Source organism: Sinosporangium album (assembly GCF_900100605.1).
GTDB classification, from domain to species: Bacteria; Actinomycetota; Actinomycetes; order Streptosporangiales; family Streptosporangiaceae; genus Sinosporangium; species Sinosporangium album.
Window position 1 is genome coordinate 25,318 of sequence record NZ_FNCN01000040.1, and the last position, 13,364, is coordinate 38,681.

Annotated in this window: 13 protein-coding genes; 3 read left to right on the forward strand and 10 right to left on the reverse strand. The window is 69.4% G+C overall.

Going from position 1 to position 13,364, the window contains the following annotated elements; genetic code table 11:
• Window position 1: 1 nt before the first annotated feature.
• The gene (locus BLQ73_RS27000) at window positions 2–691 is read left to right on the forward strand and encodes a hypothetical protein (protein WP_093174751.1); all 690 of its coding nucleotides are present in this window, start codon (window positions 2–4) and stop codon (window positions 689–691) included.
• 597 nt (window positions 692–1,288) lie between these two features.
• On the opposite strand, the gene BLQ73_RS27005 is transcribed toward BLQ73_RS27000, so the two are convergent.
• A complete protein-coding gene (locus BLQ73_RS27005; RefSeq protein ID WP_093174754.1) occupies window positions 1,289–2,614 on the reverse strand; it encodes an FtsX-like permease family protein in 1,326 nt (441 codons plus the stop codon).
• Window positions 2,611–3,399 carry an ABC transporter ATP-binding protein gene (locus BLQ73_RS27010; protein ID WP_093174756.1) on the reverse strand — a complete coding sequence of 263 codons (789 nt, stop codon included), beginning with the start codon at window positions 3,397–3,399 and terminating at the stop codon, window positions 2,611–2,613. Before BLQ73_RS27010 ends, BLQ73_RS27005 begins: the two co-directional genes overlap by 4 nt.
• Before the next feature lie 69 nt (window positions 3,400–3,468).
• Here BLQ73_RS27010 and BLQ73_RS27015 point away from each other — a divergent pair, with 69 nt between their 5' ends.
• Window positions 3,469–4,053, forward strand: coding sequence for a TetR/AcrR family transcriptional regulator (locus tag BLQ73_RS27015; RefSeq protein ID WP_093174759.1), 585 nt, complete (start codon window positions 3,469–3,471; stop codon window positions 4,051–4,053).
• Between the two features lie 276 nt (window positions 4,054–4,329).
• Here BLQ73_RS27015 and BLQ73_RS27020 read toward each other — a convergent pair whose 3' ends face one another.
• On the reverse strand, window positions 4,330–4,845 hold the full coding sequence (locus BLQ73_RS27020; protein WP_093174761.1) for a GNAT family N-acetyltransferase: 516 nt from the start codon (window positions 4,843–4,845) through the stop codon (window positions 4,330–4,332).
• A gap of 753 nt (window positions 4,846–5,598) precedes the next feature.
• Here BLQ73_RS27020 and BLQ73_RS27030 point away from each other — a divergent pair.
• Complete coding sequence (locus BLQ73_RS27030) at window positions 5,599–6,090, forward strand: MarR family winged helix-turn-helix transcriptional regulator (protein ID WP_093174766.1); 492 nt, start codon at window positions 5,599–5,601, stop codon at window positions 6,088–6,090.
• A gap of 114 nt (window positions 6,091–6,204) precedes the next feature.
• Here the strand turns inward: BLQ73_RS27030 and BLQ73_RS27035 are convergent, their stop codons facing one another.
• Genes BLQ73_RS27035 through BLQ73_RS27065 form a run of 7 tightly spaced genes read right to left on the reverse strand, consistent with a single transcriptional unit; the run spans window position 6,205 to window position 13,346 of the window.
• A complete protein-coding gene (locus BLQ73_RS27035) occupies window positions 6,205–8,862 on the reverse strand; it encodes a fumarate reductase/succinate dehydrogenase flavoprotein subunit (RefSeq protein WP_093174769.1) in 2,658 nt (885 codons plus the stop codon).
• Window positions 8,863–9,576, reverse strand: a complete 714-nt coding sequence (locus BLQ73_RS27040) for an ABC transporter ATP-binding protein (RefSeq protein WP_093174771.1) — start codon at window positions 9,574–9,576, stop codon at window positions 8,863–8,865. It lies immediately after the preceding gene.
• Window positions 9,573–10,565 carry an ABC transporter permease gene (locus tag BLQ73_RS27045; protein ID WP_245691454.1) on the reverse strand — a complete coding sequence of 331 codons (993 nt, stop codon included), beginning with the start codon at window positions 10,563–10,565 and terminating at the stop codon, window positions 9,573–9,575. Before BLQ73_RS27045 ends, BLQ73_RS27040 begins: the two co-directional genes overlap by 4 nt.
• Window positions 10,562–12,013, reverse strand: coding sequence for an ABC transporter substrate-binding protein (locus tag BLQ73_RS27050; protein WP_093174774.1), 1,452 nt, complete (start codon window positions 12,011–12,013; stop codon window positions 10,562–10,564). Before BLQ73_RS27050 ends, BLQ73_RS27045 begins: the two co-directional genes overlap by 4 nt.
• A gap of 13 nt (window positions 12,014–12,026) precedes the next feature.
• Window positions 12,027–12,254: a 4Fe-4S dicluster domain-containing protein gene (locus BLQ73_RS27055; RefSeq protein WP_093174776.1), complete on the reverse strand. Its 228-nt coding sequence runs from the start codon at window positions 12,252–12,254 to the stop codon at window positions 12,027–12,029.
• Window positions 12,245–12,997 carry a GntR family transcriptional regulator gene (locus tag BLQ73_RS27060; protein ID WP_093174779.1) on the reverse strand — a complete coding sequence of 251 codons (753 nt, stop codon included), beginning with the start codon at window positions 12,995–12,997 and terminating at the stop codon, window positions 12,245–12,247. The genes BLQ73_RS27055 and BLQ73_RS27060 overlap by 10 nt, the downstream gene beginning before the upstream one ends.
• A 22-nt stretch (window positions 12,998–13,019) precedes the next feature.
• Window positions 13,020–13,346, reverse strand: a complete 327-nt coding sequence (locus BLQ73_RS27065; RefSeq protein ID WP_093174782.1) for a hypothetical protein — start codon at window positions 13,344–13,346, stop codon at window positions 13,020–13,022.
• Window positions 13,347–13,364: the final 18 nt, after the last annotated feature.

The window sequence follows — 13,364 nt, forward strand, 5'->3', positions numbered from 1 at the left end:
CGTGAGCGCTGATTGGGCCGCGCTGGACGACAGGGCATGGCAGCTCTACAGCGGCATGCACCGGATGCTGCTCCGCCTGGCGGGCCGACTGCCGGACGAGCTGATCACCCGGACCCGCGCCATGCTGGCCGGGGGTGACCTGGCCTACCTGCCCGACACCGTGGCGATCGCCGCGGTGGAGCGCGGGGTGCCGCTGACGGCCCAGGAGGTCGGGCTCTTGCGCGAGGTGTTCGCGGCGCTCGGCTTTGAGGGCGAGCCGACGGCTTCAGACGAGATCACGCTGACGACCGCCACCCCCGTGACCGGCCACACCTTCTCCCCCGACGTGGTGCGCCCTCCGCGCGTGCCGGCCAGGCTCGACCTGACGGGGGGCGTCCCCGACGAGCTCGCCGACCTGGAGGACGACCTGCTCGACCTCGTCGACCACCTTGTGGTGGATGCGCTGAGCGGGCACGCGGGCGTCGCGGTGGTACGGCGGGCCTGGCGCGACGGGCCCGGCGGCGCGCGTCGGGTCTACCTCGTGGAAGTGGATCCGGGCGTGCCCGCCTGGGAGCCGACGCTGGAGGCCCAGACCGAGGCGTCGCAGACGGGTGAGAGCGATCCGCAGGTGGAGGTCTACTGGACGGGCGACGACCTGCCCCCTTACCATCGGGCCGCGTTGGAGGCCGCGGTCCTCTTGTGGCGGCGCTGAGGAGCCTCTGCGGGAGAACGGCTTCTGATCATCGTTCTTCGCCGGCCACCTATTCTTCCCAGCGCCACCACAGTAAGCTATACGTCTGGATTGAGGTATCCGTACCTTTTTTGGGAGATTGAACCTTGATGGTCATGATTCCGCGGGGATGCGAGGAGAAATCGCGGGACCGGTGACGACCAGGCGCCATCGGTCACGGCCAAAGACGTGCGCGTCGCATTGGGCGCATTTACGGCAATCGACCATTTTAGTCTTTTCCCCGGCGCGGTCGACCAAGTTGGAAGATGTCATCGACCTTTTCCAGGCCGGGGAGCCCGTCGATGTCGTGACCCCACCCGGCTGAACCCTCACTTCCTCGCCGGCTGTCTACGCGCCTTGGGCAAAGGCGGGATCGCGTCGGACGGGTCCTCTGCCGCTCGCCTCGGGGCCGCCCCTGCAGGCCCGGATGCTGCCGCGGCCGTTCTACGACCGGGTCGACGCGACCACTGCCTCCGCTCTGGTCGGTGTCTGCCCGGGCTGGTGAGCTCAGACGCTGAACGCGCCCGCCGGACACCTTCCGGCCCACCAACCCGGCCACCGCCCTTGCCTACGGCGACCTCACGCTGTACTGATGGTGCGCCTCCCGACAAGAGATGTGACGCCGAGGGTGACACCGATCCCGACGACGATGGTGACCAAGTACGGCAGGGGTGCCGCTGCCTGTAGGGGATCGCCGGTTTTGACGATGGCGAAGGGCAGGACGGTGACGAACGCCCCCACACTTCCGGCGATGACGCTGATGGCGGTGGCTGTACCGACCTCGTGTACGAGCATTCGCTGTGTTTGGGCACTGGTCGAGCCGACGAGGGACATGACCGCGAACTCCGCGCGGCGTTGGGTGATGGAGGTGATGAGGTTGTTGGTGAGGGCGATGGCCATGAATGCCGCGATCAGGGCGACGACGAGGTAGTTGATCGAGGCGAGGACCTGAGCTTGGCTGTTCGCCGCGCCCACGCTGTTCTCGATGCCCTGCATGCTGAGCGTGCCTGCGGCGACGCTGATGAAGAGGGTCAGGAAGGTCACGATCGGTCGCACCCGGTCCGGGGCCGCGGAGAGGTTGATCGCGGCCATGTAAGAGGGGGCGGTGGTGCGTGCTGGGCGGAAGGCACTGAGCGTGGTGTTGGCCATTGCCATGAGCTCAGGTGCGAGGATGCACAGGCCGACGGCGACGAGCACGACGCCGGGCCCGGTCATCGCGGTGGTGAGCACGTCGTCAGGCGCCATGCCGAGTACTGCGGTCGATGAGGCCAGGCCGGCGACGATCATGATCGCCGCTGCGATTCGGCGTCGCCGCCCCGGATGCCGTCCCATACGACGGCGTGGGGGCGGAGACGCATCGGCTACGGGGCTGCGGTGAGCGAGGGAGCGACTCCCTGTCCACGCGGCGAGCACGCTCGCTGCCAGCACGATGAGCACGCCGAGGACCGGGAGGAGCACCCCCGGCGCGAAGGCCGAGGCCGCGTCGGTGAGCCCGGCGGAATGGATGCTCCGTGTGACGATCCAGCCGACGAGGTAGCCGATGGCCAGGCCCGGGAGCGCCATGATGGCCGTGATGGCAGCCGTCTCGATGACGAGCATCTGCTGTACCTGCCGAGGGGTCGCGCCGATGAGGCGGATGCCCGCGATCTCCCCGGCGCGACCGGTGAGAGCGACGCTGATCGTCGAGACCATGGCGAACAGGACGATCGCGACCGTCCAGCCACCCACGATGAGCGGGAATCGCACCAGGAACTCACGGTCGGCGGCGACCGTACTCTCGGCCAGCCCGGTGCCGAGCAGGCTCATCATGCCTGTCACCAGGATGGTGCCGACGAGCGCGACCAGGCCGGTGGCGATCGCGGAGCCGCGGTGGTGCGCGAAAGAGCGTATGGCGATCTTGATCATTGGTTCGCCGCCGTGTCCTGGGCAGCCTGTTCCGCCGATTCGACGAGGACGGCCATTCTGTTGGCGACCTGCTGCGCGGTGGGACGCGGGAGATGATCGACGATCCGGCCGTCGGCGATGAAGAGAACGGCGTCGGAATAGGAGGCGGCGACCGGGTCGTGTGTGACCATGATGGTCGTTTGACCGTGGTCCGCGAGATCCCGCATCAACCGCAGGACCTCCCTGGCGCTGCGGATGTCGAGGGCGCCTGTGGGTTCGTCGGCGAAGACGATGTCGGGGTCAGTGATCAACGCTCGCGCGACAGCGACGCGTTGCTTCTGGCCGCCTGACAACTGATCGGGACGGCGACTGCTCAGGTTGCCGAGCCCGACGCGAGTGAGGAGTTCGGTTGTGCGCGCCGGTTCGGCCTTCCGACCGTCCAGGCGCAGGGGAAGCTCGACGTTGTCGGTGGTCGACAGCGCGGGCAGGAGGTTGAACGACTGGAAGACGAATCCGACGCGGCGTCGGCGCAACCGCGCGAGCTGTGTTTGATCGAGTCCCCGAAGGTCCTGTCCGTCGAGCTCGACGGAGCCTGACGTCGGATTCTGCAGCCCGGCGGCGCAGTGCAGGAGGGTGGTCTTGCCGGAGCCCGATGGTCCCATGATGGCCAAGAAGGATGACCGGGCGACATCGAGGTCGACGCCGCGCAGGGCATGGACGGGTCCGGTCTCTCCTGGGTATTCGCAGCGGAGAGCACGGATGCGCAGCACGGGCGGCGCGAGCGCGGCAGTGGTGGGCAGATTCATGGCACCTCTATCGAATGATCCATTTAAACAATCGTTTCATACGAATGTTTATACGATACGGTAGAGCATATGAGTGCCAAGGACAAGCTTTTGACAGCAGCACGCGACTGCCTGCTGACCAAGGGGTACGCGCACACGACCGTGCGAGACCTGGTCGCGGCGTCGGGGGCGAACCAGGCGTCGATCAACTACCACTTCAGGTCCAAGGAGCATCTGCTCGCCCGAGCCCTGCGCGGTCTCAACAAGGAGTGGGGTGAGCTGCTGTTCGCGGTGCTCGAGGAACCTGGCGACGTCGTCGACGGGACCCGGCCCGGTCCCGGCGATCAGGAAACTCTGTGGGGTCGGATCATCGACTCGATTCAGGCCAACCGATCGCTATGGTTCGTCAACTTCGAATCTGTCGCGTCCGCACGGCAGGACGACGAGATCCGGGAGATGATCGCCGGCGGCCAGGAGCTTGCCAGGGCCGAGCTGGCGCGGGCGTTCGCCGGCCTCGGCCCTGACAGCGATCCAGACGAGGTCCGCGCGACCGGATCACACTACCTCGCCCTGATCGTCGGACTTGCCGCGCAATGGCTCACCGACCCTGAACACGCGCCGACGGCAGAGCAGTTCGCCGCCGCCAGCTTCGGCTCCGGTCAGCGCCGCCAATAGCGGGATTGCTGTTGAGGCGAAAGTCGTTGGCACTGAGAACGATCACGAGCTGCTGCGAAACTTCTGCCTGACGAGCAGAGGGTGGCCCGGGGCATGTAGGCCTTCGGGAGGATTTGACCGGATTGTTGGCGCACGAGGAGCCTAGCCGCAGTCGTGTCGTCGCGGCCCAGGCAACTCATCCGACCCGCAGAGCCGGTCCCGCCGGGACGTCGCCCGGCGGGACCGGCTTTCGATGGGGCCGTGCCGTACGGCGGGGCTGCGCCGTACGGCGGGGGCTCAGACTCCGAACGCGGCCGGGTAGCGGATGGTGCCGGCCGGGACGGGCAGGGCGGGGTCGAAGACGAGCGCCATCATGTATTCGTCATCGACGTCGAAGGGCGGCCGGATGGCGCGGCCGGAGGCCGGGGTGAAGCCGAAACGCGGGTAGTACTCGGCGTGGCCGAGGACGAGCACGAGGTTTTCACCCTGCTCGCGGGCAGCACGCAGGGCGGCGCGAATGACGGCCGATCCGGCGCCGCTGCGCTGGTGGTCGGGCCTGACCGCGCACGGGCCGAGAGCGAGTGCCGGGGCGCCGTCGACGTGGCAGCGGGTGAGCAGCGCGAACCCGGCGAGGCCGCCGTCGGGCGCCGCGGCGACCCAGGACAGGCCGGGGATCCACGCCGTGGCGTCTGCCCGCAGGGCTTCGACCAGGTCGGCCTCCAGCGGTGTGGGGAAGGCCGACAGGTTGACCTCGCGGATCTCGGCGATGTCGGCGGCGGTCTCGGGGCGGGTGATCCACGAGGTGGTGGTCATGGCGGGGTGTGCGGCGGCCGGGTCGGCGGCGCGGGCTCGTTCCGCCGGCGGGTGAACCGGCGAGCCGGAGGACAGGTCTGCGTGGGGTGCTTCGGTCCGTGCGTCATGAGACGGATCTACATTGGATGGATCAATGTTGATGTGTGGCAACGTGAGGCCTTTGTGGGAAGGAGCCCCGAGGAGACGCAGATGCCTCCCTCCACATCGGCTGGACGGCCGACGGAGAGGTGAGGGAGTGGGTCAGACCGGGGCCCGGGACGTGAGAATGGTCCGGGCGCTGCGCGCAGCAGCGGTCTTCACCGCGGCCATCAACCTCACCTCCCCGCTCATCCGAATATCCAGCACCAATCGCTCGGCAGCTTAGCAGACGCCGCGCTTGCGCCACTTCAGACGTCCGCGGCCCGGGTGGGGGTTGAGACACGGATGCCGGCCTCGGGGATGGCCTCAGGATCGGTGTGCCCAAGGGATGCCTTCGAGGAGGCGCTCAAGCGGGACTTCGCCACGCCTCCGCCACGCCTCCGCCCCGCCTCCGCCATGCCGGGTCTGCCCGCCGCGGGCCATCACCACCCGGAGCCGGTCGACGACGTCGTCGGGGAACGGACACACTATTGCCTTGCGCACAAGTAAATCTCTGGCCATTAACTTTGGCGCTTCGGAAGAGGTGCGATGGCGCGACGGACCCGCAGGACGCCTCGACGGCCTCCCCAAGACGCCGCCACGAGACGTCGAAGGTTTCAGCAGAGAGAAGGGCCCATGCCAACAACTCGCGCCGTCGCAGTCGACGCGCAGCACGAGGAGTTCCGGAGCATGGACGAGTTCATGTGCTTCGTCCTGTACTCCGCGCAGCGGGCGATGACGTCCGCCTACCGGCCGCTGCTCGACAAGATCGGTTTGACCTACCCGCAATACCTGGTGCTGGTCGCGCTGTACGAGAACGGCCCGTCCTTGGTCAAGACCCTGGGCGCCAAGCTCCATCTCGACTACGGAACACTGACCCCGCTGCTGAAGCGCCTGGAGGCGAACGGGCTGGTCGCACGCCGCCGCCGCGCCGACGACGAGCGACTGGTCGAGGTGTCGCTCACCGAGGAGGGCGTGGCTCTGCGCCGACGTGCCAACGACATGGTCCCCTCCCTGGACGCCGCGATGGGGCTGACCGACGAGGAGATAGAGCAGTCCAAGGCGCTGCTGCGGCGACTCACCGTCAACATCACCACGCGGACGGACGAGCCCCCCGGTCGTGTGTGATCCTCCTTGGGCCGCATCACTTCCATGTGTTCCCTCGCGACACGGCTGTTCCCTCGTGAACACGGCGCCGTCCACACCGACCCGCTCGAACGGCTCCCCCCGCCCCACTGACGATCAGGCGGTGAGCGCCTTGCGCGCGTAGGCTCGGACGTCGGCGTCGGAATCCGCGAGGGCGGCTCGCAGCGCGGGTGCCACGTCCGTGGCGGTCGCCCAGGGGGTGAGGGCGAGCACGGCGGCCTTGCGCACGTCGATGTCAGGGTCCGCCAGGGCCGCGACGAGGGGCTGCTTCGCGCAGGCGGGGTCCGCCGCCGCCAGGCAGCGCACGGCGCCCACCCGGACCTGCCAGTCGGGGTCCCGCATCGCGCGTACGGCCTCTGCCGTGAGCGGCGTGCCCACCGCTCCGGACGACTCCAGCGCCGCCGCCCTGACCAGCGGGTCGGCGTCCCCGGCGAGCACCGGCAGCACCTCCGACGGCTTGCCGATGAGACCGAGTCCCTTGGCGGCCCATACACGTACCGTTCTGGAGGAGTCGGCTGCGGCGGTGGCCACCGGGTCGGCCTCATCGAGCGAGACCAGGCCGCGGATCGCCGCGATTCGCACTCGGTGGTCGGCGTCGGCCAGCGCCGTCTGGAAGGTCTCGGTACGGCCGAGCCGCAGCGCACGCAGCACATCCAGGACGGCGCCCCTGACCACCGGGTCCCCGCCGGTGACGCGTGCTGCCAGGGCTTCGCCGAAGTCGGCGGTCGCGGGCAACACCTCGACGAGTTCGAGAAGGCCGTCGGCGGCGGCGTGCCGTACGGTGCCGCGCTGGTCGGTGAGGGCGGCGACCAGCGCCGTGCCCGCGCCGTCCGGCACCGTCTCGGTGAGCGTGGCGATGGCGGCCCTGCGCACCTTCGGGTCGGGGTCGGCCAGGTAGGGCGCGAGGTCGTGCACGCTCGGCTGCTCCTCGGCCAGGCGGTGGAGTTCCAGGATGCGTGGTGAGCGGCCGACCGCGACGCGGTCTGAGCGTTCGCCGCCCGCCTTGCGCACCGCCGTGGCCGTTTGGGCTCCGAGGGACACGGGCTCGGCCGCGACGGGCGCAAACTCCTCAACGGGCACGAGGTACGGTTCCACCGGCCGCTTGAGGAACTCCATCGCGCCGTCGCCGCGCTTGCGCAGGTTGAGGTGGAACAGCCAGGTGTCGTCGTCGCGCTGCGGCTGGTCGGCGCGCTCGTGGTAGAGGCCCCACCGGCTCTCAGTACGGGTGAGCGAGGCCCTGGCCGCCATCTCGGCGCAGTCGCGGATGAAGTCCACCTCGGCGCACCGCATGAGCTCGTGCGGCGTCCGCGCCCCCATGGAGTCGATCTCCTCCCGCATGCGTTCGAACGACTCCAGCGCGATCTCCAGCTTGGCGGCCGTCTTGGGCGGGGCCACGTAGTCGTTGACGAAGCGGCGCAGCTTGTATTCGACCTGCTGTTGTGGCGGCCCGTCCGGGTTGCGCAGGGGCCGGTAGGCCAACGCGTGGGCGGCTTCGATCTGGTCCTGGGGAAGCGGTTTTCCGGGCTGGTGGTGCGCTGCGGCGTGGGCTCCGGCCAGGTCGCCGAAGACGAAGGCGCCGATCATGTAGTTGTGCGGCACGCAGGCCAGGTCTCCGGCCGCGTACAGGCCGGGCACAGTGGTCGCGCCGTGCTCGTCCACCCACACGCCGGACGCCGAGTGGCCGCCGCACAGGCCGATCTCCGAGATGTGCATCTCCACGTCGTGGGTGCGGTAGTCGTGGCCGCGCCCGGCGTGGAAGGTGCCACGCGTGGGGCGTTCGGTCGTGTGCAGGATGTTCTCGATCGCGGTGACGGTCTCGTCGGGAAGGTGGGAGAGCTTGAGGTAGATGGGGCCGCGGGCGGAGGCGATCTCGGCGGAGACCTCGGCCATCATCTGGCCCGACCAGTAGTCGGAGTCGACGAACCGCTTCCCCTGGTTGTTGACCTGGTAGCCGCCGAACGGGTTGGCCACATACGCGCAGGCCGGGCCGTTGTAATCCTTGATCAACGGGTTGATCTGGAAACATTCGATGCCGCTGAGCTCGGCCCCGGCGTGGTAGGCCATCGCGTAGCCGTCGCCGGCGTTGGTGGGGTTCTCGTAGGTGCCGTAGAGATAGCCGCTGGCGGGCAGGCCGAGCCGGCCGCAGGCGCCGGTGGCGAGGATCACGGCTCCGGCGCTCACGACGGCGAACCGGCCCGACCGGGTGTCGAATCCCGCCACGCCGACGGCGCGGCCCTGCGAGGTGAGGACCCTGACCGGCATGACGCGGTTCTCGATGCGGACCTTCTCCCTGATGTCGCGTCGGCGCAGGACCCGGTAGAGGACCTTCTTCACGTCTTTGCCCTCGGGCATGGGGAGCACATAACTGCCCGAACGGTGGACCCGCCGAACGGCGTACTCTCCGTGCTCGTCCTTCTCGAACTTCACCCCGTACCGCTCCAGCCGGCGCACCATGTCATAGCCCCTGGTCGCGGTCTGGTAGATCGTCTTCTGGTTGACGACGCCGTCGTTGGCCCTGGTGATCTCAGCGACGTAGTCCTCGGGCGTGGCCTTGCCGGGGATGACGGCGTTGTTGACGCCGTCCATGCCCATGGCCAGCGCGCCGCTGTGCCGTACGTGGGCCTTCTCCAACAGCAGCACCCGCGCGCCGTGCTCCGCCGCGGTGATCGCGGCCATCGTGCCCGCGGTGCCGCCGCCGACGACGAGCACCTCGCACTCCAGGTGCAGGGCGTCCTCGATCGAGGGGATCTCCATTCACAACTCCTTGATGATCTGGTCGCGCAGCGCCGCCCGGTCGGCGTCGGGGTCGCGCGGCCCCGGCACCTCGATCACCGAGCGGACGCCGCCGGAGCCGAGCACCACGACGCGGTCGGCGAGCAGGAGCGCCTCGTCCACGTCGTGGGTGACGAAGACGACCGTGGCGCGGGTGTCGCGCAGCACGTCGAGGAGGAGCCTCTGCATCTCCGCGCGGGTCTGGGCGTCGAGCGCGCCGAACGGCTCGTCCATCAGCACCGCGCGGGGCGCTCCGGCGAGCGCGCGGGCGAGCTGCACCCGCTGCCGCATACCGCCGGACAGCTCACGCGGCAGCCTGTCCTCATGGCCGGCCAGCCCGACGCGGGCGATCCACTCCTGTACGGCTGCGCGGCGCTCGCGCCTGGCCAGCCTGCGGATGCGCAGCGGCAGTTCGACGTTGCTCCGCACGGTGCGCCAGGGCAGGAGGGCGTCGTCTTGGAAGACCATCGAACGGTCCCGCGAGGTGGCCGCGACCTCCTCGCCGCCGGCGACGATCCTCCCTCGGTACGGACGCAGCAGCCCGGCCAGCGCACGCAGCAGCGTGGACTTGCCCGAGCCGGACGAGCCGACCACGACCAGGACCTCGCCCGGCCGTACGGTGAGGTCGATCGCGGCGAGCACCGGATCGCGGGCGTAGCCGAGCGTCACGGACTCCAGGGTGATCCCGAGCGTCATGGCCCGCTCCTCTTCGCCCGGGGCAGCCACCGGGTCGCCCTGCGGCCGACCAGCTCGACGGCGGCCGAGGTGAGCCAGCCGAGCAGGCCGATGGTGATCATGCCGACGATGACGGCGGGGTAGTCGACGATCGTGTACGACATCCAGGTCCGGTAGCCGACCCCGAACTCACCAGAGATCATCTCGGCCGAGATCACGCAGATCCACGACACGCCCATGCCGACGGACAGGCCGCCGAACACGCCGGGGAGTATGCCGGGGAGCACGACATGCCAGAGCACGTGACGACGGTCGCCGCCGAGTGTCCGCACCGCGTCCTCCCACAGGGTGGGGAGGGCGTGTACGGCATGGCGGGTGCTCACCATGATCGGGAAGAACGCGGCGGCGAACGTGATGAACACGATGCCCTGCTCGTCGGTGGGGAAGAGCAGGATCGCCACCGGGACCAGGGCGATGGCGGGGATGGGGCGCACGGCTTCGAGAAGGGGCATGAGCGCATCGCCCGCCCGTGTGGACCTGGCGACGAGCACGCCCACGGCGACGCCGAGCGCGGCGGCCAGGCCGAAGCCGGTGAGAATCCTGATCAGGCTTTGGAGGAGGTCGAGGTAGTAGATCTGGGTGGCGAGCTGCCTGGCCGCCTGGGCGGCGATCTGGTCGAGCGTGGGAAGGCGGTCGAACCTCAGCCACAGGCGGGCGTCGGTGACGGTGAGCACCTGCCACAGCCCGGCCGCCGCCAGAAGCGACGCGATCCGGATCGCCCAGCGCCGCCTTGGCCCGCCGCCCGTGGCGCGGTCCTTCGGGGGAGGTGGCGCGGGCGGGGGTTTCAGCGACGCGTCCGGTCGGCGGGCCCGGGCGGCGACCTGGGTCTGGGTCTCGGCCTCGGTCTGGGGTTGGGTCCGGCTCTCGGTCTGGGGCTCGGCCTGGGTCCCGGTCTGCGGCTGGGTCCCGGCCTGGGTCCCAGCCTGGGTCCGGGTCTCGGTGCCGCTCACCGGAGGTCGCCTCCCGCCTCGGCGGCCTTCAGCGCGGACTCGTACGCGATGGGTTCCGTCTTCGGGTGGGTCTTGCGGTAGGCGTCGGCTCCCTCCTGCGTCGTGAAGGGCAGGAATCGGGCCGTGGCGTCGGCGGACGGGTCCTTCAGCCAGACGGACCGGTCGGCGAACCACCGCGTCCCCGTCGCCGTGTCCGGGACATAAGCGGCGCGCACGGTCCCCTTGGCCGCTGCTCCCTCCGCCGCTGCTCCCTTGACCGCTGCTCCCTTCGCCGCTGCGATCTGGCGGAGCAGGCAGGTGGGGGTGGCGGCGGAACGCGTGGCGTCCTCACCGGCCAGCCAGAGCTCCGAGGCGGTCTTCGGATCGGAGACGGGCAGGTCGCAGGTGGCGTCGGTGCCGGTGACGGCGGCGGCGTTCGCGGTGGAGGCCCGGTCGGTGTCGTAGGCGGCGCCGTACGCCTTCCGCAGGTAGGTGTCGTTGACGAAGGAGCCGAGGTCCACTCCGGAGAAGTCCGGGCTGATCCGCTTGAGGTAGGTGACGTCGTGCTCGTGGGCGGCCCGCAAGGGCTGCTTCACGGTGACGTCGAAGGTCGCGATGCCGCCCCGCCCGTTGTAGAGGTAGACGACCTCGGGCGGCAGCCCGGTGGCCTCGGCCACCGACTCCGCCGCCTCCACGGGGTGCTCGTGCAGGTAGCGAGTGGCGTCGATCTGCGCCTTCAAGAAGGCGTCCACGACGTGCGGATGCCCTTTGGCGTACTCCTGCCGCACCACCACACCGTGGAAGGTCGGCACGTTCAGCGCCGAGCCGTCATACACGAGGCGGCCCTTGTCCTGGAAGGCCAGCAGCCCGGGCCAGGCCACGAACTGCGCGTAGCCCTGCACGCCGCCGGACTCCAGCTGGGCCGCGCCCACGGCGGGCTGGTGGTTGACCGTCTCCACATCGCCGATCCCGGCCTTCTCCAGGGCCTGGACGAGCGTCCCGTGGCCGGCTGAACCGACACTGGCAGAGATCTTGGTGCCGGCGAGGTCGGCCAGGGTCCGGGCCGTGGACGCGGGCGGGACGACGACCATGTTGAGCCCGCCACGCAGGTTGTAGCCGGTGATGGAGATGAGCTCGGTGCGTGCTGCGGGGGTCCCCTGCGTGCGGGAGGCATTGATCAGCAGCGGGTAGTCGCCCATGGAACCGATGTCGATCTTCCCGGCCACCATCTTGGCGGTGATGGGGGCGCCGGTGTCGTAGTCCTGCCACTCGACCGTGTATTCGCCGCCGAGCCGCTTCTCCAGGTAGCCGAGCGAACGCAGCAGGGTCCCGGCCGTCACGGTGTTGATGGTCTTGGACTGGTAGCCGATGACGACCTTGATCTTCCCGTCGCCGCCCGGGGACGTGCCGGAGACCGTGCATCCGGCCACGGCCATCAGGGCGACCGCCGTCAAAACCTTCCGCAGCATGGTGCGTTTTCCTTCATCGCAGCAGGTAGGGGATGTTGATGGTGACCGCGTCCACGGGGCACCGGGCCGCGCAAGGGCCGCAATACCAGCACTCGTCCACGTGCATATACGCCTTGCCGGTCTCGTCGCTGATGGCCAGGGAGTCGAGCGGGCACGCCTCGACGCACAGGGTGCAGCCATCGATGCATACGGATTCGTCGATCGTGACGGGAACCTCGACGCGCTGGTCGATCAGGGCCATGCCCGCTCCTCCTCCGGGGTTCGTCGCAGATGGCCGCGCATGGTGAGCCGGTCGCCCCGGAATCGGATGAACTCCAGGTCGACCGGCCTGCCGTCGGCCAGGTGGGTGAGCCGCTCGACCATGAGCAGCGCGGCTCCGCGCGGCGCGCCGAGCGCCGCGGCGGTGTGTGTGTCGGCGTTGACGGCTTCGAGCGTGAGCTCAGCGACGCCGAGGGGCTGCCCCGTGATCCCTTCGAGCAGGGCGAAGATGTCGTTGTTCGCCAGGTCGGCGTCGAACAGCGGCTCGCCGGCGTCACGGACGAGGTAGGTGAGGTCGAGCGACAGCGGCAGGCCGTTCAGGCTGCGGACCCGTTCGAGGTAGACGACCTGCTCGCCGGGTGCGAGCCCGAGCCGCCGGCTGACCGGGGCGGGCGGCTCCATCATGGTCATCGTGCGGACCTGGTTGGTCACCCGCCCGTGCTCGTGGAGGGTCTCGGCCAGGCCGAGCAGGCGGTGGAGGCCGTGCGGATACTTCTCGGCCGCCACCGTGGTGCCCACGCCCGGACAGCGCTCGACCAGCCCTTCCTCGCGGAGCAGGTCAAGCGCCTCCCGTACGGCATTGCGCGAGGTGTCGAACTCACGCGCGAGCGTGGCCTCCAGCGGCAGCTGCCCTTGAGGGAAGCTCCCCTGGAGGATCTGTCTTCTCAGCAGGTCAGCGATCTGCCGGGCACGATCTGCCCGGCTCCGCCGATCGTCGAGCGCCATCCGTTGCACGGAAATAAACCTACTAAATGAGTAGGAAAAAAGGGATAACGGGGAGATTGCGCCACTCTCCCCGGGTTACCTCACGGCGTTGACCTGCTGCGCGAGCGGCTCGCCGACAAGATCTGCCACCCCCACGACCACGTGCGTCCAGCCCCCAGGCGATGGCCTGCGGCCCCGACCAGCGGCGGCGGGCCCAATGCGTGACGCGCATTTGGCCGACAACCGCCACGATCACGAACACCACGAACAGCACGCTGACCGCCTCGCTGCTGTCCAACTCCAGGGGCAGCGCCAGATAGACCTGGAACGACAGCGTGGAGGAGCCGGCCATGGCCGGCGCGAACAGCATGAAGGGCTTGTTCGTGAC